The organism is Vibrio sp. QJM3NY_35, from assembly GCF_057785915.1.
Genome location: NZ_CM173507.1, coordinates 1058391 through 1083284 on the forward strand (window position 1 = coordinate 1058391; position 24894 = coordinate 1083284).

The 24894-nt window shown below is 44.1% G+C and carries 25 protein-coding genes, 1 other RNA gene and 1 pseudogene; 18 read left to right on the plus strand and 9 right to left on the minus strand.

Going from position 1 to position 24894, the window contains the following annotated elements:
• Positions 1–17 precede the first annotated feature (17 nt).
• Positions 18–683: a hypothetical protein gene (locus tag AC3CH3_RS04800; protein ID WP_019820401.1), complete on the plus strand. Its 666-nt coding sequence runs from the start codon at positions 18–20 to the stop codon at positions 681–683.
• Positions 684–803: 120 nt separating this feature from the next.
• Here the strand turns inward: AC3CH3_RS04800 and tesB are convergent, their stop codons facing one another.
• Positions 804–1664: an acyl-CoA thioesterase II gene (tesB, locus tag AC3CH3_RS04805; RefSeq protein ID WP_029405291.1), complete on the minus strand. Its 861-nt coding sequence runs from the start codon at positions 1662–1664 to the stop codon at positions 804–806.
• A gap of 168 nt (positions 1665–1832) precedes the next feature.
• Between tesB and AC3CH3_RS04810 the strand changes: the two genes are divergently transcribed.
• Positions 1833–2273 (plus strand): YbaY family lipoprotein, encoded by a 441-nt coding sequence (locus AC3CH3_RS04810; RefSeq protein ID WP_048664235.1) that lies wholly within the window; start codon positions 1833–1835, stop codon positions 2271–2273.
• A 93-nt stretch (positions 2274–2366) separates the two neighbouring features.
• Here the strand turns inward: AC3CH3_RS04810 and AC3CH3_RS04815 are convergent, their stop codons facing one another.
• Positions 2367–2669: an MGMT family protein gene (locus AC3CH3_RS04815; RefSeq protein WP_048664234.1), complete on the minus strand. Its 303-nt coding sequence runs from the start codon at positions 2667–2669 to the stop codon at positions 2367–2369.
• 51 nt (positions 2670–2720) lie between these two features.
• Between AC3CH3_RS04815 and AC3CH3_RS04820 the strand changes: the two genes are divergently transcribed.
• The 3 genes from AC3CH3_RS04820 to AC3CH3_RS04830 all read left to right on the plus strand — a co-directional run bounded on the left by AC3CH3_RS04820 (position 2721) and on the right by AC3CH3_RS04830 (position 5256).
• A complete protein-coding gene (locus tag AC3CH3_RS04820; protein ID WP_488537839.1) occupies positions 2721–3464 on the plus strand; it encodes a VP0952 family biofilm-associated protein in 744 nt (247 codons plus the stop codon).
• A 196-nt stretch (positions 3465–3660) separates the two neighbouring features.
• Positions 3661–3757: signal recognition particle sRNA small type (gene ffs / locus AC3CH3_RS04825), an RNA gene on the plus strand.
• 161 nt (positions 3758–3918) lie between these two features.
• Positions 3919–5256 carry an IS4 family transposase gene (locus AC3CH3_RS04830; protein WP_488537130.1) on the plus strand — a complete coding sequence of 446 codons (1338 nt, stop codon included), beginning with the start codon at positions 3919–3921 and terminating at the stop codon, positions 5254–5256.
• Positions 5257–5331: 75 nt separating this feature from the next.
• Here the strand turns inward: AC3CH3_RS04830 and AC3CH3_RS04835 are convergent, their stop codons facing one another.
• Entirely contained in the window at positions 5332–5670 is a 339-nt protein-coding gene (locus AC3CH3_RS04835; RefSeq protein ID WP_488537840.1) for a hypothetical protein, read from the minus strand.
• Between the two features lie 303 nt (positions 5671–5973).
• Between AC3CH3_RS04835 and AC3CH3_RS04840 the strand changes: the two genes are divergently transcribed.
• From AC3CH3_RS04840 to AC3CH3_RS04860, 5 genes and pseudogenes are all read left to right on the plus strand, one after another.
• Complete coding sequence (locus AC3CH3_RS04840) at positions 5974–6807, plus strand: AraC family transcriptional regulator (RefSeq protein WP_488537841.1); 834 nt, start codon at positions 5974–5976, stop codon at positions 6805–6807.
• A 100-nt stretch (positions 6808–6907) separates the two neighbouring features.
• Positions 6908–7642 (plus strand): AzlC family ABC transporter permease, encoded by a 735-nt coding sequence (locus AC3CH3_RS04845; protein ID WP_488537842.1) that lies wholly within the window; start codon positions 6908–6910, stop codon positions 7640–7642.
• Positions 7639–7968 carry an AzlD domain-containing protein gene (locus tag AC3CH3_RS04850; RefSeq protein ID WP_017084573.1) on the plus strand — a complete coding sequence of 110 codons (330 nt, stop codon included), beginning with the start codon at positions 7639–7641 and terminating at the stop codon, positions 7966–7968. Before AC3CH3_RS04845 ends, AC3CH3_RS04850 begins: the two co-directional genes overlap by 4 nt.
• A gap of 334 nt (positions 7969–8302) precedes the next feature.
• Positions 8303–8794 (plus strand): annotated as a pseudogene (locus AC3CH3_RS04855) (DUF2059 domain-containing protein).
• Positions 8795–8985: 191 nt separating this feature from the next.
• Positions 8986–9777 carry a ribonuclease H1 domain-containing protein gene (locus tag AC3CH3_RS04860; protein ID WP_488537843.1) on the plus strand — a complete coding sequence of 264 codons (792 nt, stop codon included), beginning with the start codon at positions 8986–8988 and terminating at the stop codon, positions 9775–9777.
• Positions 9778–9886: 109 nt separating this feature from the next.
• Here the strand turns inward: AC3CH3_RS04860 and AC3CH3_RS04865 are convergent, their stop codons facing one another.
• A complete protein-coding gene (locus AC3CH3_RS04865) occupies positions 9887–11032 on the minus strand; it encodes a glycosyltransferase (protein WP_488537844.1) in 1146 nt (381 codons plus the stop codon).
• A 316-nt stretch (positions 11033–11348) separates the two neighbouring features.
• On the opposite strand from AC3CH3_RS04865, the gene AC3CH3_RS04870 reads away from it, so the two are divergent.
• The 5 genes from AC3CH3_RS04870 (at position 11349) to AC3CH3_RS04890 (ending at position 15402) form a co-directional block, all read left to right on the plus strand.
• Positions 11349–12275: a glycosyltransferase family 2 protein gene (locus AC3CH3_RS04870; RefSeq protein ID WP_019825989.1), complete on the plus strand. Its 927-nt coding sequence runs from the start codon at positions 11349–11351 to the stop codon at positions 12273–12275.
• Between the two features lie 16 nt (positions 12276–12291).
• Positions 12292–13728: a lipopolysaccharide biosynthesis protein gene (locus AC3CH3_RS04875; RefSeq protein ID WP_488537845.1), complete on the plus strand. Its 1437-nt coding sequence runs from the start codon at positions 12292–12294 to the stop codon at positions 13726–13728.
• A gap of 136 nt (positions 13729–13864) precedes the next feature.
• Positions 13865–14200: a hypothetical protein gene (locus AC3CH3_RS04880; RefSeq protein WP_488537846.1), complete on the plus strand. Its 336-nt coding sequence runs from the start codon at positions 13865–13867 to the stop codon at positions 14198–14200.
• 104 nt (positions 14201–14304) lie between these two features.
• Positions 14305–14919 (plus strand): LysE family translocator, encoded by a 615-nt coding sequence (locus AC3CH3_RS04885; protein ID WP_488537847.1) that lies wholly within the window; start codon positions 14305–14307, stop codon positions 14917–14919.
• Between the two features lie 48 nt (positions 14920–14967).
• On the plus strand, positions 14968–15402 hold the full coding sequence (locus AC3CH3_RS04890; protein ID WP_488537848.1) for a GNAT family N-acetyltransferase: 435 nt from the start codon (positions 14968–14970) through the stop codon (positions 15400–15402).
• A gap of 56 nt (positions 15403–15458) precedes the next feature.
• On the opposite strand, the gene AC3CH3_RS04895 is transcribed toward AC3CH3_RS04890, so the two are convergent.
• From AC3CH3_RS04895 to AC3CH3_RS04910, 4 genes are all read right to left on the minus strand, one after another.
• Entirely contained in the window at positions 15459–15926 is a 468-nt protein-coding gene (locus AC3CH3_RS04895; RefSeq protein ID WP_488537849.1) for a DUF3429 domain-containing protein, read from the minus strand.
• On the minus strand, positions 15923–16468 hold the full coding sequence (locus AC3CH3_RS04900) for a glutathione peroxidase (protein WP_488537850.1): 546 nt from the start codon (positions 16466–16468) through the stop codon (positions 15923–15925). The genes AC3CH3_RS04895 and AC3CH3_RS04900 overlap by 4 nt, the downstream gene beginning before the upstream one ends.
• A gap of 86 nt (positions 16469–16554) precedes the next feature.
• Positions 16555–17874: an ABC1 kinase family protein gene (locus tag AC3CH3_RS04905; RefSeq protein ID WP_488537851.1), complete on the minus strand. Its 1320-nt coding sequence runs from the start codon at positions 17872–17874 to the stop codon at positions 16555–16557.
• Positions 17875–18095: 221 nt separating this feature from the next.
• Positions 18096–18482, minus strand: a complete 387-nt coding sequence (locus tag AC3CH3_RS04910) for a thiol-disulfide oxidoreductase DCC family protein (protein ID WP_488537852.1) — start codon at positions 18480–18482, stop codon at positions 18096–18098.
• Between the two features lie 396 nt (positions 18483–18878).
• Between AC3CH3_RS04910 and AC3CH3_RS04915 the strand changes: the two genes are divergently transcribed.
• Positions 18879–20669 (plus strand): hypothetical protein, encoded by a 1791-nt coding sequence (locus AC3CH3_RS04915; RefSeq protein WP_488537853.1) that lies wholly within the window; start codon positions 18879–18881, stop codon positions 20667–20669.
• 86 nt (positions 20670–20755) lie between these two features.
• On the opposite strand, the gene AC3CH3_RS04920 is transcribed toward AC3CH3_RS04915, so the two are convergent.
• Entirely contained in the window at positions 20756–22099 is a 1344-nt protein-coding gene (locus tag AC3CH3_RS04920; protein WP_488537854.1) for a sigma-54 interaction domain-containing protein, read from the minus strand.
• A 282-nt stretch (positions 22100–22381) separates the two neighbouring features.
• On the opposite strand from AC3CH3_RS04920, the gene AC3CH3_RS04925 reads away from it, so the two are divergent.
• Both AC3CH3_RS04925 and AC3CH3_RS04930 read left to right on the plus strand, forming a co-directional pair.
• Positions 22382–22939 carry a YceB family lipoprotein gene (locus AC3CH3_RS04925; RefSeq protein WP_239917472.1) on the plus strand — a complete coding sequence of 186 codons (558 nt, stop codon included), beginning with the start codon at positions 22382–22384 and terminating at the stop codon, positions 22937–22939.
• Between the two features lie 225 nt (positions 22940–23164).
• Positions 23165–24727 (plus strand): glutamate synthase-related protein, encoded by a 1563-nt coding sequence (locus tag AC3CH3_RS04930; protein ID WP_488537855.1) that lies wholly within the window; start codon positions 23165–23167, stop codon positions 24725–24727.
• Positions 24728–24894 lie beyond the last annotated feature (167 nt).

The following is a 24894-nucleotide window of genomic DNA, read 5'->3' on the forward strand; positions in this document are numbered from 1 at the left end:
AAAGAAAAGGATTATTCATGTTTGCAAAAGTATCTACCGCGATCCAGCTGGTATTGGCGGTCGCCATTTTTTACTTGGGTTACACCATCTACTCGTTTACCAATAAAGTCGGTGAAATCGTTGATACTTACCCGCAAGTTATCGAAGATCTATCAGTATTGACTAAAGGTCTTAAAGTTGAAGAGTGGCTAGAATTTGCAGCTCATGTTGACGAGCTAGCCCCTCGAGTTTTAGATACTGTCGAAGAAGTGAGAAAGACGATCGATGACGTGAATCAAACCGTAGTGTCGGTCGATAATAAAATTCCTGCGATCTTAGATGAAGTCAAAAATGTTCGAACGGAAGTTGAGCAGGTAAGAACTGATGTTATTCCACCGACATTAACTGAGTTAAAACGATATCGCGTCGACGTAATGCCACCTATGCTTGCGGAAAGTAAGTCTTACCGTGAACAGACTATTCCTGTCATCGTCACTGAATCTGAAATGCTACGAGCGGAAGTTCCAGGTATTTTGGCACAAGCTAATTTGTTAGCTGATAAGAGTAAAGAGCTCGCTCAGGGAGCCGCAGAAGGGGCGGTGAAAGGCGTAGTATTATCGCCATTTAATTTACTTAGAGACGCTGGCGATGGCATCAAAACACGAGTGCAAGGTGAATTCGAGCCTACGCTAGAAGCTGAGTAGAGCTTATGGATTCGAAGTAATGATTTAACGTTAGATTTAAAAAGAGAGGCTAGGTATTGAATCTAGCCTCTCTTTTTTGTTTGCTTGTGCCTGTTTTGGTTTGTAAAAAGCGTTTATTCGTTATTTAGTAAAACGCATCACACCTTCTTGAACGGCAGTTGCTACTAATTCACCTTTCTGATTAAAGATTTCGCCGCGAACTAGACCGCGAGTGTTTGCCGCCGTCGGGCTTTCAATCGCATAAAGTAACCACTCATCCATTTTGAACGGGCGGTGGAACCAGATTGAATGGTCAATCGTCGCGACTTGGAAGTTTGGCGTCATGATAGACACTTCATGAGGATGAAGCGCTGTCACCAAGAACCCCCAATCCGATGCGTAAGCAAGCAGATATTGGTGAATAAGCTGGTTATCTGGCAGCGCACCATTCGCTCTCACCCAAAGGTACTGCTTTGCTTCTGTCTTTTTAGGCTTTAGCGGGTTAACAACCGTTACTGGGCGCATCTCAATCGGCTTTTCGCCACAGAAAGTCTTACGTAGCTTCTCTGGTAGAAATTCCGCAATGTGGCTCGCTAGCTCAGTTTCAGAGGCAAAGTTCTCTGGCCCAGGGATGTTTGGCATTTCATTTTGGTGTTCAAAACCTGGAGCGTCACCATGGTAAGAAGCTGTGAGATAGAAAATAGGGCGGCCATTTTGAATCGCTTTAACACGGCGTGTGCTGAAGCTGCGCCCATCTCTTAGGTTCTCAACATCGTAAATAATTGGCTTTTCAGGATCGCCGGGAAACAGAAAATAACTGTGGAACGAGTGAACACTGCGGTCATCTTGAACAGTATAACGAGCAGCAGAAAGCGCTTGTCCCAATACCTGACCGCCGTAAACTTGTGGCAGGCCCAGGTTCTCACTTTGCCCACGGAATAAACCTTCTTCCAGTTTCTCTAGCTGAAGTAAACTTAGTAATTCTTGTAAAGGTTGACTCATCGCCAGCATTCCCCTTCGTAAAATGGATGTCAGATTATGGTGTTAATCATTAAGATTAGTCAGATATCTGTCAATAAATCATAGGGTTTCAAGACAGAATATGAAAGCTCTCTTATAATTGGTGGGTAGATTTGCCGAGTCCGGCAAACATGTTGAGAGAAATTGAATATGAAAAAGGCTCTAATTCTTATTACGTCTTTAGTATCGTTTGGCCTACTTGTTGGCTGCCAAGCAACATCAGAAACGAATGCTTCTCAAGAAGTGGTTGCAGAGAACACTCAAGTGATTTCAGGAACAGTTAGCTACCGTGAAAGAATTGCATTGCCAGAGAATGCAGTAGTTACCGTTACGCTAGAAGATATCTCACTGGCTGACGCACCATCGACGGTTATCGCAACTCAAGAGTTCACCACTGATGGTAAGCAAGTACCGTTCGCATTCGAACTGAGCTACGACAACAACAAGATTAAAGCTAACCACCGTTACAACATGCGTGCATCGATTCATGTCGATGGCAAACTGCGTTTCACAACTGACACGATTAAGTCAGTGATTACAGACGTAGAAAACACGCAACAGGCAGATCTGCGCTTGGTTGGTGTTCGTTAATTAGAAATGGATGCCAATATTAAGGCATTTTGGCTAGTTGGTTAGTTGATTAGCTAATTCGTCTACTAGCTAACTAGGTGATTAATGGCAGCTCTAGGGCTGCCATTTGTATATTCTTAGTTTGATCTTTCCGGCATCACTCACTTCAACCCCTTCTTTAACCAAATGCCGCTTTTGTCGGTCGAATGAATCGCCCTTTAAAGAGATCTCTCCTTTGCTGTTTATCACTCGATACCAAGGCAATTTGCTGCCTTCTGGCAGGTTACCCAGCGCTTTACCAACATGGCGCGCATAGCCCGGAAATCCTGAAAAACGTGCTATGTCTCCATAAGTTGTTACTTTCCCATATGGAATTTGGTGAATCACAGCAAAGATTTGGCTCAAAAATTGGTCCATACTAAATGTTCCTAGTTCATAAATACCACGGATCGGTAGAAGGAGAGAGCTATGGTTTTTTCGACATTTCAATTTCTAATTACAACATTATTAGCCGTTGTTTGCGCTAGAGCAATCAGTTTAAGTGAAGGGGACATCCCAGTGCTTGCTATGGTCATTCCTGCATTATGGATTCTGCCGCAGGGGGGGATAGCAGGATTAGCTTTGCTTGTTTCCATGACGACTTACGGCTTAACGCTGCCCCTACAACCCATCACGCTGTCTGTTAGTGCGTGGGTACTATTTCCGCTATTGATGGTGGTCTTCTCAAGACGCAGTAGTTTGTCGGTCGTGATTATTTCTGGCTTGATCGTGACTACATTGCAGGTCGGAATCATGGTCACGCAATCAGCAGGCAAGCTTGAAGGCGTCCCGTGGGTTACTACACTTCAAACCTTATCAATCATTATGATTTGGTGGGCGGCCAATCATCTTAAGCCAGCCAGCCGACACAGCTGGTGGTCATTAGGCTTAATACTCCCATTATGGATAGCTGACTTACCTTATGCTGCTTTGGTGGCCTTGTGTATAACGGGCATCATGGCATCAATGGAAACGCTGACGCGCTTGAAAACGTTCCGCTGGAATAAACTATTATGTTGGACACTGCCAACGGTTGGTTTTGCGGCTTTGGTGATAACCCCAAGCATTGAAGTACCAAGCCCAGTCTTTGTTGTGTGGTTATGCCTATTAGGTACTGCATGGATGACAGATTACATCATTCGCACAGAAGATAACGAAGACATCGATATCTAGTACTACAAGAATTCAAACCTTCCAAATGCAGGTAAATGGTGAATTTACCTGCGATTTTCTAGTGGTTTGAATAAAGGATAAGCACTTAGACCGCAATTGTTCAAAAATAGGGTGGAAGGGCTTGCAATGGTTGCTGTGATGCTTAATAATCCAATCACTCTTTGAGGCAAGCCTCTTAGAAAACGAATCTATGGGGGCCTGGTCCTCCCGCAACAATAGCTCGTGAACTCGGTCAGGCCTGGAAGGGAGCAGCCGCAGCGAGTGACTTGTGTGCCGGGATGTGGCTGGGTTCCCACCCCTTAATGAAGCCTGCAATATATGTTGTTGCAAGCATCACTTAAAAAAGCCGCTCCTAGAGCTAACACTGATCATTTAAGCATTTTCCTGATCAGTTGAACGATCCTACAGATGGTTAACAATACCCTTAAGCACTTTTGTTTAAGGGTATTTTTTTATGCTGTCACACTGGTTAATCGATGTTGACGATTTTGCTAATCCAGAATCTCTTTCTTTGTTCCAAAAAGACCTTCCGCTAGATTGGATAAACCAAGCTTTATCTGAAACGAATAAAGCGAGTATGCGCCGTAGAAAGCTACCCGCAGAACTCGTTGTATGGTTAGTCGTTGGTATTGGTCTATATCGAGATAGACCGATTACCGATGTACTCGATAAGCTCGACCTCAAATTGTCTAATTCATTGGGTGAAACGATTGCACCTAGTGCAATTCCTCAGGCAAGAAAACGCCTCACCGCTAAGCCTTTAAAGTCATTATTCTCAATCACAGCAAAGCACTGGACACAGTCGGAAGATGCGGGTGATAAATGGAATGGTTTGAGCCTATTTTCAATCGATGGCACACAGTTTAGAACTCACGATAACCCAAGCTTAGCTGAGCATTATCAATATGTTTACTACCGAAAAGACAGGCACACTGAGTACCCAATCGTTCGAATGTGCGCACTCACATCACTACGGAGTCGCCTTATTCATGATGTGGCTTTTGGGGATAGTTCTAAAGGTGAAATCAGCTATGCAAAAGATTTAATTTCATCAGCAGTTCCGAATTCATTGACCATTTTTGACCGTTGCTACTTGAGCGCAGAACTAATGCTTAACTGGCAACAAGAGCATGGAACAAGCCACTGGATGACGCCAATAAAGTCAAATGTGAAATATGAAATCATCGAGCAGCTCGATGATGATGGGCGAGATCTGATTGTGGAGATGAAAGTCTCTCCCCAGGCTAGAAAACAAGCCCCGAGTCTCCCTGAAACGTGGAAAGCTAGGCTAACTCTATATCCCGATGACGTTGAACAGCAACCCAATCATATACAAGGGCTGCTAACTTCTCTAACAGATAGAAAATACAGTTTAAAATCATTATTAGATGTGTACTTCGAAAGGTGGGAAATCGAGAATAGCTATGGCGAGATTAAGCATGACATGCTTGGAGATGAAATCCTGCTCCGCAGTCAATCTGTAGAGGGTGTAGAGCAAGAGATATGGGGTATCCTTATCGCGTATAACTTAATCCGTCTGGAGATTAGCCGAATAGCAAAAGAGGCTGAAGTCTCGCCACTTAGGATAAGCTTTACGATGGCACTTCGAGATATTCAAGATGAGCTAATGTGGTGTGCTATCGCCTCCCCAGGTTCGGTTCCCAAAAAGCTGCGAGCAATGAGAGAGCGAGTGAAACGTTATATTTTGCCCGAAAAACAAAAACGGCCCAAAGATAGGACCGTTCGTTTTAGTAAGACTCGCTACACTGTGCTATCTAAACACCTTAAATGATAGGTGTTGGCTCCTAGAGCGGCTTTTTGCTATCTGCAGTTTGCCTTTTTCTTGTTCAAGAACGTTTCATCTTTCTTAATTCGCTGGCAACACCACTGCCGACGCTTCTTCCTCTGAATCTTCTTTGTCTTCGACTTGTTCAGCTACCCAATCAATCGTCTTTGTTAGATAAAGCTTGTTGGTTTCGGTATCACACCAACTCTTTGATAATCCTCTTCGATTAAATTCACTGCCAATTGCAGCCAGTGTTTGGTTACTTGGTCTACCGTAATACAAGGTGTCGCACAGTTGCAGGTTCGACATCGATTGTGGGTATGAATTAACCGATGACGAGTTCATGCTTAGTGCTTTCGATTGATTGTGAGTGCATCCGGTTAGGCTTAACAGAAACAAGGTAGCTAGAACTATTTTCATGGATCTTAGGTTCACGAACGATGACTGATACGTAATTATGAGCATGTACGATAATGCTATTTGTCAGTATTTTGCCAAACGACGGATTAGCGGGATCTTGGTACCAGTTCTTCTGGCACGGCTAACGCTATATGTTATCTCTGATACTCATGTTGTTATGCCGGAGGCGGTGAATTAAAAATGCACCAAATGTTAAAATGCTCTTTAATTTAATTGGTGAATGCGCAATTTTGTACAAAAGCTGAAAGAGCCGATAGATTAGACTGATGAATCGCTCGGTGATTAGCAGGTTTGAGGATGGTTATGGAGAACAAGAAGGGCTCTAAAGAGAAAGCCGATTATAAGGTCACGGAAGAACTCGGTGGTCTTGAGATCCTCAATGCTGAATACGAAAAGCAGAATTTCTCACGTCATAGTCACGAAGGTTATACGTTCGGTGTGATAGAGCAGGGTGCTCAGCGTTTTTATCGAACCGGCGGCCATCATATAGCCCCCCAAGATGCCATCATTCTGGTCAATGCAGATGAGGTACACAGCGGACATTCTGCCACTGAAGGTGGTTGGGCATATCGTGCAATGTACCCACTTCCTGAGCAACTCGCCAAGATCACTCAAGAGTTGAACTTACCTAACTATGGTGCCCCTTATTTCCCAAGAGCCGTTGTTGAAGATCCAGAGCTCGCCAACCAACTGAGGTTGGTTTTCAATACGATTGAAGAATCAGATAATCGCCTGCTCAGAGAAACCTTGATGTATGGGATGTTGGTTAAGTTAATCAGCAGACACGGGAAGTCGAGTCTAACGCCTCAACTGGATAGCAAAGTCCAACGTCAACTTATACTGGTAAAAGAGTTTCTTGATGACTTTCCACAAGCGGATGTGTCACTCGATGAGCTGTCTAAGCTAGCTGCTTTGAGTCCATTTCATTTGGTGCGCTCCTTTCAAAAAGAATTTGGTCTTCCTCCGCATGCTTATCAGATCCAGTCTCGATTAAGGTTGGCTCGTACGCTTCTCAAACAGGGGCATTTGATTTCCGATACGGCGCAAGAATGTGGTTTCCACGACCAAAGCCACTTCCATCGTCACTTTAAGAAAGCCAACGGTTATACGCCGGGTCAGTACGTAAAGATGCGTTGAGATTTGTGCTTTATACCTTAGATATAGAGCAAGTTTGTACAATCGAATAAGTTAACCCTCTCTTACATTGAATAGCCAATGCAAAGAGAACTAGGAAAATATGGATAACAACACAATGAATAGACGCACGCAGTTATGGAAAGGCGTTTTGGCTGCGATGCCCTTGAGTATTGCTGTAATACCGTGGGGCATATTAGCTGGCTCGTATGCAATAGATGCTGGTCTGAATCAGCTTCAAGCTCAGGCTATGTCTGCTATTTTGTTTGCGGGTTCAGCGCAATTAGTGGCGGCGGGGATGCTCAAATCGGGCATTGGGTTAGGGACTATGTTGTTAACCACGTTCTTTATTACTTCAAGGCATTTTCTTTATAGCGTGTCGATGCGCGACAAAATTAGTCATCTTCCCGCTCGTTGGCGTTTACTGCTTGGCTTTTGGCTAACGGATGAACTGTTCGCGATTTGCAGTGGCCAATCTCAGCAAGAGTTTAACCGCTGGTATGCAGCAGGGGTCGGCGGTGGTTTTTATCTTGTTTGGAATATTGCGAGTTTCGTCGGCATTGTCGCAGGAAGTCAAATCCCGTCACTCAACGAAATCGGTCTCGATTTTGCTGTGGCAGCGACCTTTATTGCTTTAGTTTTCCCATTAATCAGAACCTGGCCAGTAGTGGTCTGTGTTGTGGTGTCTTTGATCGCCTCAGTTGCCTTGTCAGTCAACAATGTTGAAGGTGGCCTTATGATTGCTGCTATTTCGGGTATGTTAGCCGGCTTTATCAGTGAGTCATTTGTGGAACGTAGAAACGGCAATAAGCTCATCAAAGAGGGGGATTCGGCATGATCTGGCTATCGATATTCCTCATGACCGCGATTGTTTTCCTTAGTCGATATTTGTTTCTAGAACCGGCCATCCCGCTTCGATTAAACAGCACTGCGAGACGGTTGTTACGTTATTCGAGCCCTGCGGTATTAACGGCAATCTGGGGGCCGATTGTGTTCGCACCAGAGCAAGCTTTTTGGCCAAGCCTAGAAAACCCTTATTTGATCGGCGCGGTAGTGACTGGGCTTTTGATTTGGAAAACGGGTAATGTGCTGCTAACGATCGGTGTCAGCATGGCGGTGTTCTTGTTCTACAACCTTGTCGCGGTTGATTTCCTTTTTCATTAATACGCAGCTCAATTGATACGGTGTGTCACGGCATTAGTTATCCTCGTTTCAAGTGTATGAGTCATTACTTGAAACGAGTGCCCCTAGGTTCTATTTAGTATAAATATCTGTGCTTCTTTATTCAGAGACGATCTGTCCTTACCTCCCTAAATATTTCCGAATGATGCTTCCTATTTAAATGCAATTGATTTTATATGATTCCGTGTTGTTTAATTCGTTTTACTTATGGATTAAAAAGGAGGTAAATTTGCAGAAAATTCAACATTTTGAGTTGTTTGTGTTGATGATCGAACAGATATCTCCCCCTGATTTATAAAGCTAAAAGGACCTAACAATGTACAGATTTCTCGTAATCTTATTTCTACTCGTACCTCTGAAATTATCGGCTGCACAAGATACTAAGCAAGCATTAGTACAAGAGCTTCTTTAGATCATGGATGTCGATTCCACGTTGGACGCGGTATATGTTCAAATGGATAGCATGATGACCAATATGTCTAAAGAACTAGAGGTTTCGGAGTCAGAACGAGCTATCTTTGATGATTACTATCAGAGCATGAACGAGTTGATGAAAGAAGAGGTCAGTTGGCAAAAGCTAGAACCAACAATTGTAACGATCTACAGTAATCAATTCACTGAAGATGAGCTCGGTGCGATGATTGATTTCTACAAAACAGAACATGGAAAAAGCATTCTGAAAAAAATGCCAACAGTGACGACAGAGTCAATGATCATGACTCAGTCGTTAATGCAGCAAGTGATACCTAAAGTTCAAAAGTTAACGACCAAACTAAAACAAGACCTTGAAGCCCATAGAGGTTCCTGATCAGAAGCAGTCAGGTTTGTGATTTGAAATAACGCTCTATACTTGGTCGATAACGTAGATATTCTTGAAACACACGCTGTATTTCATGCAATGATTTATGTGTTTCAAACTTAATCATGCATAATTACTACCTCACAGCTGAATCATTTTAGGTGTGGGTATCGTGTATTTAGGTTTGGTAAGGAGTTAATTTGGCTAAGAAGTATTATGTGGTTTGGAAAGGTCGTACACCGGGTATTTTTACCACTTGGAACGAGTGTAAATCGCAAGTCGATGGTTTCGCTGGTGCGAGATATAAATCGTTTCCAACATTAGTCGAAGCTGAGTCTGCTTTCGGCGGTAAAGCATCTTCTGCGTCTAGTTCTGCTTCAACATCTGGATCTTCATCGACCAAGCCAAGTGTTGCGGGTAAGCCTAAGAAAGCGAAAGTCCCACCTATTTCTGAGCAGCAAATCTCTGAAATGCCTTTCGATATCAAGATATACACAGATGGCGCTTGTGAGCCGAACCCTGGTGAAGCGGGAACAGGCTTAGCTGTTTACTTGAACAACGAATTAACCGAGTTGTGGTATGGCTTGTATCAGCAAGTTGGAACTAATAATACAGCAGAGCTGCACGGCTTGAAGCAAGCGTTTATTCTGGCTAAGGAAAAGCTGAAAGCTGGTTTATCTGTCGCGATTTATTGCGATTCTAAGTACTCGATTGATTGCATTACCAAGTGGGCTACAGGTTGGGAGAAAAAAGGCTGGACGAAGTCGGGCGGCGAAATTAAAAACCTCGATATCATTAAGCCAGCGTATGCCCTTTACCAAGAGTTGGCTTCTAAAATCACCATTTACCACGTTAATGGCCACGTCGGTATTGAAGGTAACGAGCTTGCCGACCGAATGTCTATTGTGGCGATTGCTTCTAAAGAGCAAGATTTGAGTAGATATACTGAAACTGACGATCTCACTGAAATCTTAGCTTTGCGAGCGGGCTAGGAAGAGTTAAAAGTTAGAAAGTGAGTTAACCAAAGCGTTACTGTTTATATTAAGGTAACGCTTTGTTGTATGCTCCCACCTCATTTCACTCGACTTGTTTAGTCGAAGACTAAGCTGGATTTTCTATCCAATGAGACAGTTGTTGAGCTTGCTTCAACGAATTAAAACTCTCTTCCACTCTTGTTCTTGCTCTCATCCCCATCTCTGTTTTGTCATTGCAGCTCAACTGCGCAAAACGCTCAATCGCTTCTCTTAATTCCTCGACGTTTTTCTCGCTAACCACAAAGCCTGTCTCTGGAGTGGCGATCTCCTTACAACCCATGATATTGGTGGTAATCACTGGAGTTCCCACGGCCATCGCTTCTTTAAGTACCAATGGGCCTGTGTCCACACAACCCGTTGCCGAGAAGCAGAACGGTGCGATCAAGCTATCGTAATTCGTTAGGTTCACTTTCACCCATTCGTGGGGCTTAGCTCCTAGAAAATTGACGTGTCGAGTTAAACCTTGTTGCTCAACTTGTGTTTTTAATTGTTGTTCTAAATCGCCAGTGCCGACGATATCAAGATGAATGTCGAGAGGTTGGGCAATCGGTGCCAACGCATCTATAAGATGATGGATGCCTTTTTGCTCGACTAATCGACCTAGAAAAACAAAGCGAAGTTGCTTCGATTCGGTTTTTGGGTTGAGTTGGAACTGTTGGGTATTCACTCCGCAGTGCAGAAGCTTGATGTTTCCTTTCGCCATGGTATTGAAGTCAGTGAGCATGTCTTTGCACACGGCAACCACAAAATCACTCGATGAAATCTTATGTTCAATATCATAAGCAAACTCGTAAACATCATGACCGTGAGCAACGAACGAACAGGTGATATTCAGCAGTTTTGCCGCGACGATGGCGTGCGCTGTAGTGTGCTGACAGAAATGCGCATGAACGTGTTCGACGTCGTTTTCCGCGAGTTGCAGCGCTAATTTAAACCCATAAGCGAACAGTGACTTTTTGGGCATGCTGGTTTGCTTAGAAATAAATGAGACAGCCTTGATGAAACCTATCCAGTTAATGCTGGCGACTTTACCCTTTCGAACATTTTTACCTATTTCGACAATGTCGTAGTCGAACTGTTTTTCGCTGTTTTCAATTTTGAACGTCATTACACAAACATCGTGCCCACACGCTTTCACTGAGTCGACTTCTGTTTGAATGAAGGTCTCACTGAGTACAGGGTAAGTTGGCGCAACAAATGCTACTTTCTTCATTCCTTACTCCTCAAATCCATATGACTAAAGCTATCAAGCCAAAGTAATAACCAGTAAAGCAAGATACGAACCAAGATAAAATCGTAGCTTTGGAGGGCTTTTCGATTGCTTTCCGAAGGTTACCCCTTAAGAAGTAGCTCGTTTTCTCAAATTGATAATCAAATTGGAGTTGCAGTTTTTTTGGACATCTGTGTTTTGTCGTCATTTTGAGAATGGACGCGTAGGTGGCTGATCTAGAGGTGATTTCATAGCAAGGCACTCTCGGCATAGAACATGCAACGTCAGCCATATAACGTATAAATCTGAGGGCGTCATTATGGCTAAAGTAAGTGTTGTTATTCCTACCTATAATTGTTTGGATTACCTGCCGAAGGCAATTGGCAGCGTACTGAAGCAGACACATCAAGATGTTGAACTCATTGTCATTGACGATAACAGCAACGATGGAACGTCGACGTATCTCGCTTCGATAGACGACGAGCGCATTATAATCATATCTACGTTGGGTGTTGGTGCCCCTCAAGCGAGGAACCTAGGCATTGAGAAAGCGACGGGCGAATACATTGCTTTTTTAGACGCTGACGACTTTTGGTTTCCAGAAAAAATTGAGCGCCAACTCGAATTTCATCAACGATACCCAGATCTTGCGATGAGCTTTACTAACTACGAGCATCTTACTGAAGATTACCAAGTGATTATCGACTGCTTTAGTTACTGGTCGCAGTTTCAAGACCAAGATGAGTTGTTCATTAATATCGAGAATCCGCTTGAGTTCATCATCGAAAATAACGTGATTGGAACATCAACGGTCATGGTGAAAGCGGATGTGTTTTCTCAAACAGACAGTTTCAATGCTGACATCAAGTATGGGGAAGATTGGGAACTGTGGCTTCGAATGAGTGAAAACCATCAGATCGGTGTGTTGAACTCGGTGCAGGTTGGTTACTTGATGAGAGCGAGTTCAGTAACCCAAACTGAAAGTCTTAAATTGAGAAATTTGCAATCTATAGAGACTATTCTTCAACATTACCAAAATGACAGTCAACGATGGAATCTACCCACTTCCAGCTTCAAAATCGCAAAGGCGAGAATATTGGAAGGCTACGCTGACTATTATCGAGGCTTACAAAAAAACCGATTGGCTATCTCATACAGTATCCGCTCGTTAGTTTTGGCTCCGCAAAAACGAACCTTACGACATCTTCTTGGAGACTGTAAGAGTTTCCTAATGCCTGCATTGTAAGGAATAGGTGTCTGCTATGGGGTCACTAAAACAGTCTGCCTATTACGCCATTGGCATTGTGATGATGAAAGGGATCTCACTCGTGATGATCCCCTATATCACCCATAAGATGACGTTGGTTGAATACGGTTCTTTAGAAGCCATTGTCTTGTTGGCTGACATCGGGACGATCCTATTTAGCTTTGGGATTGTTGAGGCAATGTACCGGTATGTGGGTGTCGTCGAGGGTGATGAAAAGCGAAAGCTGGTCTCGAACTGTTTCACGTTAAGTGTTTTGGTGTGTGTGCTAGGGGGCGCTTTAATTGCGCTCAGTATGCCGTTATTAATATTCATGCTGCCCGTAGAGTTTCAGCCGTACCAAATTCTCCTTCTCCTTATCCCTGTCATGCTCGACGGAGCGATCTCTATCCCGCTAACACTGATGCGAATGAATGCGATGGCTAAGCGCTTTTGCATGCTCAATGTAATGAAGGCGAGTGTGCAAGCTGCAATGACGTTTGTACTGTTAGAAGCGGGTTATGGCATCGATGGTGTACTCATATCTGCCGCTGTTTCGAGTGTGTTGTTGATGCTGTGTTTGCTGCGTTATCAATGGCGAGAAATGGGCTCATTTGGTAGCCTCAAATACTCTACTAAGATCCTAAAGTTTGGATTGCCCACGTTAGTTGGTGGCGCTTCGATTTACATGATTACAGGGTTAGACCGCTGGGTGATGGCAAGTTTCGTCGGTGTTGAAGAACTTGCGATTTATGCAGTCAGTGGCAAGTTTGCGTTGCTTCTTGGTTTGCTACTACAGCCTTATGCTCTGTGGTGGTTTCCAAACCGAGTGGCTATGCTGCAACAATCTAATGGTAAGAAAGAGTGTGCGGACAGAGCGCTAGTCGGCGTTAATCTGGCCATTGTGTTGGGGTGTTTGATGATCCTCACTGTACCTGGTTTTATTACTTTGATTTTACCAAGCAGTTATCAGTATGCAGGTACTATTGTAGTTGCACTCTTGGCGATTGGTGTGATTAAGAATGCAGGTGATTACCTTAACCTTGGCTGTTTCAGCGGTCACTCAAGCCAATCGCAAATGTGGATACAAGGCGGGTGTGCGATCTTAGCTGCGATTGGTTATTTTGTTGTGACACCGATTTATGGCGTGTGGGGAGTTGTGGTGGTGCTGTGCGGAACTTACGCCGTGAGACTGTTACTGCTCTATACCGTGAGCCAAAAGATGGAGTACTTACCTTACGATCATCGTAAATGGATGGCAGCGCTGAGTATCGCCATACTTGCCATCATTTGTGATCGAGTTATTGGCTTGGTGCTGGTTGATATTCATGATTTTGTTTTAGGTAGTTTTGTAGCGATAGTGACGTTAGTGGCCTTCATTCGATACTCTGTTATTCCAGTTCCACAGGTGCTACTTGATAAGTTTACGTTAGGCAAGCATTCACATGTGAGTTGAATTCATGTGGCCCAAACACTGGGCTTGCTAATCGGCACTTAGAACTATAATTATCTGTGACAATAAAACACTGTTCATAATGATTCGAATTAGATAGTATTTATAAATTCAGTGAATACTAACGATGGAAAGATATATGAATAAGTGGATGATGCTCCTCTCAATGCTTTCAGCGGCCTCATACAGCGCCTCTGATTTTTCAAGTGAGGGTATTACTGTTCCCGACTTCAATTCACCGGATTTCAAGCCGCCTGAAATTTCTCAGCAGGAACAACACAACATCGTTTGTGAAAGCGTAGTCTGCAATTCAACATCTGCACGTCAGCCCGTTCCTGTTGTTGGTGAAGTGCCCGATAGGGAGCCTAACCAAACCATCGAAACCCTTGCGAGTGCCATTTACATAGTGGGTGAAATGGGGGTTGCAGAAAACTTAGCGACACCAGAGTACGAGAAATTTTTGAGAATTAGTTGAAAGGATACGGTAGTAGGATTGGTACTGGTTTTAATAGCTGCTATAAAGGTCATATTTCATTCAATGATACGACAACCTTGGCATATTTAAACTAGGAAATACCAATGGAAATATGGAAGTTGCTGCTGTTTATCCCTGCTTGTTTTGCGCTCAACATGACTCCGGGTCCAAACAATTTGTTATCAATGAACAACGCCCGTTGTTACGGATTTCAGGCCGCCTTTGTCGCTGGCCTAGGAAGAGTCCTCGCTTTTTCTGGCATGATTGCTTTGGCTGCATCTGGCTTGGCTGTCGTGCTTTATACTTCTGAAACCTTGTTCTTTCTCATCAAGTTATTTGGCGCGATGTATCTGTTGTGGATCGCGTTCAACCTATGGCGTTCACAAGCCAGCCCGGTCGCGGATATCGAGCGAAATAAGAACTGGTTTGGTCTGGTTAAACAAGAGTTTGCACTCGCTGCCGGCAATCCAAAAGCGATACTCATTTTTACTGCATTCCTTCCTCAATTTGTCGATGTTTCAGCGAACGTAAATACTCAATTCTTTGTTTTAGGAAGCACGTTTCTTGTATTAGAAATGCTCGCGATTTCTATCTATGCGGCCTTTGGTTTATATCTACGAAATTGGTTTTCAAAACCTCAAATGGCCAAGCGCTTTAATAAAGCATGTTCTGTGTTTCTTGCCTTATCCGGTGCGAATTTGCTGGTTAGCCGTCAGTAGTTCTCATTTTGCTTTTTAGTTTATAGTTAATCTATTTAAGGTCGATGTATGAATGTTGTTTGTGCGGAAAAACAAGAACTGGCTGATATCTACCAGCTTGAACATGCTTTGTTTGGCGATCACGCCTATCCGTTGTTTTTCTTTCGTCAGGCATTTGATTGCTGGGGGAAGGGCTTGTTGGTGGCGAAACAGAACTCGCAGGTTGCGGGCTACGTGTTAATGACGCCAACCGACAAACAACAAGAGTATTGGGTGTTGTCACTGGCTGTTGATACTGCTTACCGAGGCATGGGGATTGGCCGTTCATTGATGCAGCAGGCGATAGAAACATTGCCACAAGATTCCAAGGTGTTGCTTACCGTTGATCCAAATAATGCGTCGGCTTGTGCGCTTTATGTTTCTATGGGTTTTGTCACTATCAAAGAAGAGTCGAACTATTTTGGCGATGATGAGCCAAGGTTGGTGAAGCAGCTCATCGTCTAGTTTCTTGCTAACGTTGTTTATTCAAAGGCGCACACCTTAATTAAAGGTTCACAGACCTAGGTCAACATCACGATACCGTGCATTAACACCACGCTAGAGGTCAGTCGGGTTCGCATATCAAAATAGCCATCGGGGCCTTCACTTTGGTTTTCTTCTCTCATCGACCTTTCCGCCCGCCAAACCGCAATATAGCCGATGATAAGAATCAGGGTAGTGAGAAACTCTTTTTGTTCCCCAAGTAGCACCGCTACCCACGCGACTAACACAATCACGTTACTTAGAAGCAGAGCCTTATTGCTAGATTGGCTTTCGAAATTTTCGATGCCATTTCCCCACAAAATACCCGACAAAAAACTCAAGATGACCACGCTGTAGGTGATGAAGAGTGTTTCGCCGCTCAAGCCTAGGAATTGGCTGTCGGTCAGAGACAACAATAGGCCAAATAGAAACGGGATTAGCCCCATGTAACCCAGCTTGGCCATGGTATTGCGGGTTTGAGTTGTCGCCATATAATCGGATCTCATAGCTGTTGCTCAATCGCATTTTTGAGTGTCGCACTCACCGGTGATGTCGAGCTAGGGAAGGTTGCTACCACTTTACCCTCTTTGCTGATCAGGAATTTGTAGAAATTCCATTTTGGTTTGATACCGGCTTGTTGTTGGATTTCGGCAAAGACTGGGTTTGCGTCTGGCCCAGAGAGTGAAGCGCGCGCCATCATCGGAAAAGTCACACCGTAATCTAGGTAGCAGATTTTAGCGGATTGCTCCTCGCTTCCTCTGTCTTGGCGAAAATCATTACTTGGGAAACCAACAACCGTGAACCCTTGATCTTTATACGTTTGGTGAAGCTGCTCAAGTTGCTCGAACTGTGGGGTGAAACCGCACTGACTTGCCGTGTTCACGATCAATAAAGTCTTACCTTGAAACTCTTCACACAGCTCAATTTCTTCGTTTGAATTTAACAGCCTTTGTTTGCCGTTGAGTATCTCAGGGCAGCTAGCTGAAAATGCGAATGAACTTGTTAGGCTCGCGATTAGGGCGGTGGAGCACAGCAGTGAATGTTTCATAAGTCTGACTCATTTTAGTTGGCGTAACTGTTATTACTGTTCAGCGACTTGAAATGATCACTTTATAGACCGGAATCGCTTAAGTATCAGCTATCGCTTAGCAAATAGGGTTCCACCAAGCGCCTGATATTGACCTTGGCTCCAAGGCGAGATGCTAGCAGGTACATGCCACCGATTTTACGGTGGAGGAATAGGGCATCGGCTGGTGGTGTGTGCCAATACTCTTGCTCCATGCTGAGTATAGTTCCGGCTTCGCGTAGCTTTTGAGCGAGTCCACTGGCTTTAAAATCGTACTCTTCGTCAACCAACATGGGCTCACACGCCATTGTCACTAAGTTGAGAATCGCTTGGCGCTGGTCTGGGAGGATGGTCTCGCTAAAAAATCCAATTTGCTCTAGGGCTTTGTTTAACCCCTGCTCATCATGATTGACCACAGATGTGAAAGCCATGCGATAACCATCACTGAAACGGTCGCTGTATTCACGGGTGGCTCCGAAATCCAACAAGCCAATCTGTCGTGTTTGTACCACATACAAGTAATTGGCGAAGTTGGGATCGGTTTGCACCATCTGCAAGTCGAACAACTCCCTGAACATGAGTTCGAGCAAGCTGTGCATCACAAAATCTCGAGTACTTTGATCATAACCTTCGATTTGCTCTATCGAGATACCCTCAATGAAGTCCATGGCGAGCACCGATTCTGATGAGATTTGCGCATGAATCTTAGGCACGACGAAGTGAGAGTGATCTTTTAATGCATTGTGATAACGAGTCGCATAGTCAGCCTCGCGAGCATAGTCCGCTTCATCGTGGAGCTGTTTCTTTGCCTCTTCTAACAAGCCTTTGTAGTCGACCGACTTTGGTATCAAGCCAACAATGTTGAGCAGTGTACCCACGTTATCTACATCACTGTCGATGCTTTTTCGAATGCCTGGGTATTGGACTTTGACGGCGAGTTTGTCCCCCGCATCGCTATAGGCTTGGTGAACTTGGCCGATAGATGCACTGGCGATCGGTTTAAAGTTGAAGGAAAGGAATTCGGTTTTCCAATTGCTCCCGAGCGAGCTTTCTAACACTTGATTGAGTTGTTTGGTTGGCAGCGGGTCGGCGTCTGAACGCAGGCGAGAAAGAATGTCTGCGAGTTCAGGTTCTAGGACATCGCCCGCATCCATTGACAGCATTTGTCCTAACTTCATCGCAGCGCCGCGCAGATGTGCGAGTTGATCGGTTAAGCGAGCAATGTTTTGTGGTGTGAGCAGTAAGTCTTTTGCTTTGGGCCTGTTGCCTTGTGCGATCTGCTTGGTGCCTTCCGTTAGCACGTTACCCGCGACTCTTGTCGCCAACGAAGCGAACTTACTAAATCTAGAAAGTCGATGAGTGGGAAGGTTTCTCTCTTTTGCCGACATAAAGGTTCTCTCTGGGAATCAAGGTTCACTACAAAGTTCTATCAATCATTACACAACCGTATGTTTTGTTGTGCTAACTTGTCGCGTGGAACAGTAAACAGAATTAAAAGGACAAAGCATGAAATTTATTTGGTTGAAAGTGGCCGTTACGGTATTGGTGTTCGCAGCTCTGTTTGGCATCGTGTACTACAAAGTCGCCAGCGGCATGTCTTAACTCAACACTATTTAGTGCAGCTGTTACCGTTGCAACGTGACTTTCCGGTTAGCCAGAACGAAATTTTATATCGATTCTTGGCAAACCGTAGATAGCACCAGTCTGCCACTGGCTTAAAGATCGCCCAACGTAATGGGGCATACAGCCAACCCTTTCCGACTAGCTTCCACGCTTGGTAAGTCACGTCTAAACCAAGCAGCAGCTTTCCGTTCTCATCAAGAGCATGCAGCACTGTATTGGCCGCATCCGCATCAATCTGAGGATAGTTTGCAAACGCTTCGCTGTAGATATCGATAGTCTGGATCTGATTTTTGGTATCAGATTTAATCAGTGCCCCCATCTCTTTTGCACAAAGTGGGCAGGTTCCATCGTAAAATATCGTCAGTTGTGTCATTGTTTTTTCGCCTGTTGCTTAGTTAGAAGAACCTTCAGTTGCCCGCTAAGTCGGCACCCTTCAAACGCTTGTGATTCGATAAGCTTAAAGTGGCTACGCTATTGTACCTTTTAAAGATCACTCTCCTCGTATCAAAGCTCTTAAATATGTCTGACCTAGACACTTTGTTCACCCTTTCAAGTTCTTGATTATTTGGTCAAATCTCGACTTTATGGACAAATGATAACAAAGCGTCCAATAAAGTTGTGCCTTCAATATACAAACATCAACCAAATCAATTAGTTGAAGTTGGCTTGGAATATGCTCTATCGAACCTACGAATTGCTAGAGGATTTCTCCAATTTGGGCAGGCAGAACATCCTGAAAAGCATAAGTATGGATAAATGGAGAGAGAACATGAAGGTTATAAATTATTTATTTGTCGCATTTTTGCTGTTTAGTATTCCTAATGTCGCGAGTGCTACCGTTGATGTGATGGAGTTGGACGGCGATGTGACTAGTTCCGGTAGCACAATTGATTGGGATGATGTTAACGATCCCAATAGCATGGTTGGGATTGCTGAATTTTTCCAAAAAGATCGCAATGGTGTGGATCAGATCTTTTGGAAAGGTGGTTCTAAAGATGACTCGGATATTACCGACTGGGCGTTCCGAAGTGCTTCACCGCAACCAAAAGATGACTTTACCAATGCGTATGCTACTGCCTTTGAAAGTGAAGGTGATTTGCTGATTTATTTTGGTGCCGATCGATATGCGAACAATGGTGATATGTACATTGGTTTTTGGTTCTTACAAGACCAAGTAGGATTACCGGCAGGAGTGACAAAAGGTGATTTCATAGGCGAGCACGTCAATGGAGACATATTGGTCTTGATTTCTTTTCCGCAAGCGAGTGGCGGTAAACCCTATATTGAAGTGCTGCAATGGGATTTGAATAATGGTGATGTGACTGACAACATGACCAGACTGTTCCAGACGGCGGGAGACCCTAAATCCAATGATTTTGTTGGGGCTCGATGTGGCAGTGGTGCTATCGGCGTAGACAAGATATGTGCGATTTCAAATGATGATTCAATTGGTGCGATACCGTTGCCTAATGTTTCTGGATGGGAATATTTGGCAAAAACTGGGGAAACTACGTCTATTCCGACGGAGAGCTTTGTTGAAGGGCGCCTGAACTTATCTGCGCTGTTGAATGATGAGTTTGGTATCAGTGACATTCCTTGTTTCAGTAGCTTCTTAGTGGAGTCACGAGCTTCCCGTTCGATTGATGCATCTTTGGCTGACCTCGTTGTCGGCTCATTCAGTTTATGTAGTATCAGCATAGCGGCGACTTGTAACACAACCAGTTTTACTGTTGATGGCATGTTCAATATCGACTACACCGTGACGGTTACTAACACTGGTCCTGGTTCGTTGGGCACTAATGGTGGCTACGAAGTGGCCTTTTTGTCGGATTCTCCAATCTTAGGTGCGCTTCCAGTGGTGGGTAATGGTGATGAAGTGTGGAGCGTCGGTGAGTCATTCTCATTCATGGGTAATTACCTGTCTGTAAATAATGGTGCCGTCGGCGTGATCGATGGTTCAGTGGATCTTGACGGGCTTATCGTGAATGCTCAAGCGCCCGTGGCTTACAATTGTCCGCCAATAGATTTGAGTCCAATGGTTGAGATTTCTAAGGTATGTAATAGCTTCTTAGAGGTTGATAGCGGTCAAGTTGTGCTTAAGAAAACCTATGATGTTGAAATATGTAATACCGGTGATATTCCATTGGCCATTGAATCGCTGATGGACTCTAAGGATGATTCTTTGAGCCGTTCTGATTTACCTACCGAAGTCGTCAACAGCAGTTATTACCTCGACTTCGCGTTACCTTGTGATGATCTTGAGGATGTGACCACATGTGGTGCTGGCAATATGTGTAGTGCATTAAGTGCCGACCCAGAACTATTTGCTTGTAAAACGGGGGAGGGAGAGTGGATACCGAACTTTGGTGATGCGATAGGTCAAGTGTGTACACAAGTAAGCAAAACCTATGCGCCAAATGTGTTACCAACTGGAGTTGACGGAATGCTATCGAATCAAGTGACAGCAACATTTGACTCGCTGTTCTTGCAAGAAGCATTTATGGAAACATCGAATATTGCAACCTGTGATGTTTGCCCATTTACTGTACCTGAGCCATAAGTACTTTCATTAATTGTACTCACTTTACTTCTAAAGCAGCCTAGCTCGTTAGGCTGCTTTTTTCATTAGTTAATTAACTAGGCGACTTAAATTACTATTTGATGTTTTTTAATTAGCTTATATAAGGTTGTCCGAGAAATAGACAAGGCTTTAGCAGATTGGGAAATATTGTAGTGGTGTTGCTGAATCACACGATGAACATTTTTTGAGGAGAGTCGAGTGTCCCCCTTTGTGTCGGGCAGCGCGTCTTTCAATTGAATCCCCATATGGCGAGTAGAAAGGGCGCTTGAGTTAGAAAGAACAATCGCTCTTTTTATACAGTTGAATAACTCTCTGACATTGCCCGGCCAGTGATATTGTTTCATTTGCTCAAGGGTGTCACTAGGAAGCTTGGTTTTGGATGCGTATTTGTGCTTCAGTTCGAATCGAACCAAATCTTCTATGTCTTCTTTATGATCATTGAGTGGCACTAGCTCCAATGGAAGCACATTTATCCGATGAAAGAGGTCTTTACGAAATTTACCCGCAGCAACGGCTTGTTCGATGTTGACGTTGGTGGCAAAAATCACACGGCAATCTACGGGCAATTGGTTGCTACTGCCTAATCGCTCTATCAAGTTATTTTCTAGAAAGTGGAGTAAATAGGTTTGAAGCGACAGTTCAAGGTCGCCAATTTCATCTAAAAATAGAGTCCCCCCATTCGCTCTTTCTACATGTCCGACGTAGCGTTTGTTTGCTCCCGTGAATGAGCCTTTTTCAAAACCAAATAACTCGGAGTGAATCAGGGATTGTGGTATTGCGCCACAATTTACAGCGATAAACGGTTTCTGACAGCGGGTTGAGGCCTCATGTATTAAACGTGCACAGAGGCTTTTTCCTGTACCTGTTTCCCCTTGAATCAGCACTGGAAAATCGTTGTCAGCGATCTTGGCTATCTTCTTTTTAAGTTGTTGGATGGTTCTGGATTGCCCTACCAATTGACATTCATGGCACGAGGCAGGCTTAGGTTTAGTTTGCTTGGTGTCGACCATGCCATACGCATGTCCTAAATTTCGACAAAGCCATTCTGTATCAATAGGGAGGTGGTAATAATCCCAAAAGGTTTGTTTAATGAGCGATAAGTTGCGGCTTGGTGGTTGGTTGCAGATAGCGATTGCTTTTAAATTTGGAGAGTGAACCTTTAACGCTGATATTTGCTCACATTGTTTGTCGATCGAGGATGATGTTAGACAAGAAACTACAATTGGTGCGTAGCTTTCGCTGCGTGTATCGAGTAAGTGAATGGCCTGTTCGGTTGTTTCTGCAACTTGAGCTTCCCAGTTATGGAGACGCAGTTCTCCAACCCACTGACTATGGTGCAGGCATGCGGTGTTGCATAACAAAATCACAGAACGAGTTATTGGCTCAGGTGATACTCTTTTTGATGGCATTGTGCTCACTCTTCATGTTTCGACTCCATGATGAAACCTACAGTAAGCCCCCTAAATATCCCATAAGCTTAGAAGCAAAATTCAATTAATTCGAGTACACAAATCTGCTAGCGTTGATCTAGCAAGTAGCATTGTCTCAAGCGGGGAAGTCAATCAGGTGCTTTACTTACTGAGAGTAAAGGCATCCATGAATATCGTGTGTTTGCTGCTTTTACTGTTTTGTTTATTGATGTTCACAAGGTAAACTCCGCGCTAATCACTAACGATAAAGAGCTGATATTGATGATAATTAACGTAGCAAAAAAGTTCATTTTAGCAGCTTCTGCGCTGGTGCTAGGTGGTTGTGTGAGCTATAGCGTTACTGAACAAGAAATGACGAACTATCTGCAAGATTCGGTGATGTTAGAACAAGAAGTCGGTGTGCAAAACGTTATGTATGCGCAAGTGGCTGTTGATGACTTAGCGGTGCAAATTGGCCGAACTGATGCCGAGCGTGTGTCTGTTCTGGCGAATACCAATGCAAAAGTTCAGGTGTTTAACATGCCGAACATGGGGTTGGATCTTGATATCGAGTTCAGTGCGATTCCCGAATACGACAAAGAGAGTGGTGAGGTCTACTTAAAGTCTCTGCGCCTAGAGCGCTTTGAGGAAAAGGGAAAACAGCTCTCTCCTGAAATAGAGAAGTTACTTAAGCCTGCCGTTTCTATGATTGGTTTTGCGTTGTCCCAGTCGCCAGTTTACAAATTGGACAGTAACAAGGTGCAAGAGTCATTGATCAAGTCATCGGAACCGAATCTGGTGATTAAAGACAATAAGCTGGTCATCGAGTTATTCGATTAATCTTTCACATAAGCTTAGATTCAGCATAAAAATACAATGGCTGCCGATTCGGTGGCCATTTTTGTTTGTGTTGAACAAGCAAGACTTCTGTTTTTGGGCTGTTTATTAAGCTTGTTTTCTCAGGTTCATTTATTGAATTAGCCGCGTATCTCACCTTTACTTTATTCTTGTGAGCAAATCATCGCTTTAGTCATCAAATCATAAGAAAGCAAAGGTGAACGAACTATGAAGAGTCCAGTAATCGCGGATAACAAACCCGTCAAAGTCGAGCTGACAGAGGGAGAAGAGTATTACTTTTGTACCTGCGGCCGATCTAAAAGTCAGCCCTTTTGTGACGGTTCCCATGCCGGGACGGGTTTCAAACCGAAAAGCTTTGTCGCCGAAGAAAGCGGAGACGCCTACCTTTGCCGCTGTAAGTATTCCAACAACCTTCCTTTCTGCGATGGCACTCATAAACAGTTTACTGCTGAACAAGTTGGGCAAGAAGGCCCTGATGTTCATATCCAAGCGGTAACGCCCGACCTCTCGCCAGCGGCTTCTGCAACCAAAGAAGAGCCCACAGTTGAGTTCATTCATCAACTGGCACGAGATGGCTTATCCAAAGTGGGTCATCATGGGCCAATGACCTCAATGGGCGTCCCAAGATATCTATTACCTCATTGGGATGATATTCAAGTGATGGTTGCACAAATGGCGACGAAACCGTTATTGGAAAATGTGCCAGTCGGTACTGAGCTTATTATTGGGCCAAAAGCGAAAAAGCCGCTTAAATTGAACATCTCCTTGTTTGTATCTGACATGAGTTTTGGGTCGTTATCTGAAGAAGCGAAAATATCTTTAGCAACAGGCGCGGAGCTTGCGGGAACGGGGATCTGCTCGGGAGAGGGCGGAATGTTGCCCGAAGAGCAAGCTGCGAATTCTCGTTACTTTTATGAATTAGCCAGCGCACAATTTGGTTACGATGAATCTAAGCTCAAAAACGTTCAAGCTTTCCACTTTAAAGGTGGGCAGGGTGCTAAAACCGGAACAGGCGGTCACCTACCGGGAGCGAAGAACATTGGCAAGATAGCAGAGGTGCGTGGCATTGAAGCGGGTACAGCTGCGATTTCTCCACCGACCTTTGTTGATCTAAAAACCGCCGAGGATTTCAAAAAATTTGCCGATAGAGTTCGAGAAGTGACGGGCGGAATTCCTATTGGCTTCAAGCTCAGTGCCAATCATATTGAAGAGGATATTCAGTTCGCACTCGATGCTAGTGCAGATTACATCATCTTGGATGGGCGTGGCGGTGGTACTGGGGCGGCGCCAGAGATGTTCCGTGACCATATTAGTGTGCCGACCATTCCAGCACTCGCTCGTGCCAGAGCCTATCTAGACAAGCAAGGTGTAAGTGACAGAGTCACCTTAATCATTACCGGTGGGCTGCGTGTTCCGATGGACTTTGTGAAGGCGATGGCGCTTGGTGCAGATGGTGTCGCTATCTCAAACAGTGCCATGCAGTCTATTGGGTGTGTTGCTGCCCGAATGTGTAACACCAATAATTGCCCTGCGGGTATTGCGACTCAAAAGGCCGACTTACGCCAGCGTTTGAATGTAGAGAAAGCATCGAATCAGCTTAAGAACTTCTTCGAAGCCTCGACAGAATTAATGCAAGTGATGGCGAGAGCATGTGGTCATGATCATTTGAATCAATTTAACCCTCATGATTTGGCAACATGGAATCGCGAGATGGCAGAGCTATCGGGCGTTGCTTATTCGGGTATCAGCTCATTAAATAAACTTAAGTAAATAACCTTTCGATAAAGCACATCTACTGCATTTGTAGGTGTGCTTATTTTTCCTGTGGCATACAACGTCATACATCACTCGTCGTAATTGGCTGCTTTATAAGCACTTTAAAATTATTTTCTGTTTTTTGAAAATATCGCTTTACCTCAAGTTAACTTGAGGTTTTA

Coding starts and splice junctions, on each gene's coding strand:
- AC3CH3_RS04800 (WP_019820401.1), top strand. CDS start 18: ATGTTTGCAAAAGTATCTACCGCGATCCAGCTGGTATTGGCGGTCGCC.
- tesB (WP_029405291.1), bottom strand. CDS start 1,664: ATGAGTCAACCTTTACAAGAATTACTAAGTTTACTTCAGCTAGAGAAA.
- AC3CH3_RS04810 (WP_048664235.1), top strand. CDS start 1,833: ATGAAAAAGGCTCTAATTCTTATTACGTCTTTAGTATCGTTTGGCCTA.
- AC3CH3_RS04815 (WP_048664234.1), bottom strand. CDS start 2,669: ATGGACCAATTTTTGAGCCAAATCTTTGCTGTGATTCACCAAATTCCA.
- AC3CH3_RS04820 (WP_488537839.1), top strand. CDS start 2,721: ATGGTTTTTTCGACATTTCAATTTCTAATTACAACATTATTAGCCGTT.
- AC3CH3_RS04830 (WP_488537130.1), top strand. CDS start 3,919: ATGCTGTCACACTGGTTAATCGATGTTGACGATTTTGCTAATCCAGAA.
- AC3CH3_RS04835 (WP_488537840.1), bottom strand. CDS start 5,670: ATGAAAATAGTTCTAGCTACCTTGTTTCTGTTAAGCCTAACCGGATGC.
- AC3CH3_RS04840 (WP_488537841.1), top strand. CDS start 5,974: ATGGAGAACAAGAAGGGCTCTAAAGAGAAAGCCGATTATAAGGTCACG.
- AC3CH3_RS04845 (WP_488537842.1), top strand. CDS start 6,908: ATGGATAACAACACAATGAATAGACGCACGCAGTTATGGAAAGGCGTT.
- AC3CH3_RS04850 (WP_017084573.1), top strand. CDS start 7,639: ATGATCTGGCTATCGATATTCCTCATGACCGCGATTGTTTTCCTTAGT.
- AC3CH3_RS04865 (WP_488537844.1), bottom strand. CDS start 11,032: ATGAAGAAAGTAGCATTTGTTGCGCCAACTTACCCTGTACTCAGTGAG.
- AC3CH3_RS04870 (WP_019825989.1), top strand. CDS start 11,349: ATGGCTAAAGTAAGTGTTGTTATTCCTACCTATAATTGTTTGGATTAC.
- AC3CH3_RS04875 (WP_488537845.1), top strand. CDS start 12,292: ATGGGGTCACTAAAACAGTCTGCCTATTACGCCATTGGCATTGTGATG.
- AC3CH3_RS04880 (WP_488537846.1), top strand. CDS start 13,865: ATGAATAAGTGGATGATGCTCCTCTCAATGCTTTCAGCGGCCTCATAC.
- AC3CH3_RS04885 (WP_488537847.1), top strand. CDS start 14,305: ATGGAAATATGGAAGTTGCTGCTGTTTATCCCTGCTTGTTTTGCGCTC.
- AC3CH3_RS04890 (WP_488537848.1), top strand. CDS start 14,968: ATGAATGTTGTTTGTGCGGAAAAACAAGAACTGGCTGATATCTACCAG.
- AC3CH3_RS04895 (WP_488537849.1), bottom strand. CDS start 15,926: ATGAGATCCGATTATATGGCGACAACTCAAACCCGCAATACCATGGCC.
- AC3CH3_RS04900 (WP_488537850.1), bottom strand. CDS start 16,468: ATGAAACATTCACTGCTGTGCTCCACCGCCCTAATCGCGAGCCTAACA.
- AC3CH3_RS04905 (WP_488537851.1), bottom strand. CDS start 17,874: ATGTCGGCAAAAGAGAGAAACCTTCCCACTCATCGACTTTCTAGATTT.
- AC3CH3_RS04910 (WP_488537852.1), bottom strand. CDS start 18,482: ATGACACAACTGACGATATTTTACGATGGAACCTGCCCACTTTGTGCA.
- AC3CH3_RS04915 (WP_488537853.1), top strand. CDS start 18,879: ATGAAGGTTATAAATTATTTATTTGTCGCATTTTTGCTGTTTAGTATT.
- AC3CH3_RS04920 (WP_488537854.1), bottom strand. CDS start 22,099: ATGCCATCAAAAAGAGTATCACCTGAGCCAATAACTCGTTCTGTGATT.
- AC3CH3_RS04925 (WP_239917472.1), top strand. CDS start 22,382: ATGATAATTAACGTAGCAAAAAAGTTCATTTTAGCAGCTTCTGCGCTG.
- AC3CH3_RS04930 (WP_488537855.1), top strand. CDS start 23,165: ATGAAGAGTCCAGTAATCGCGGATAACAAACCCGTCAAAGTCGAGCTG.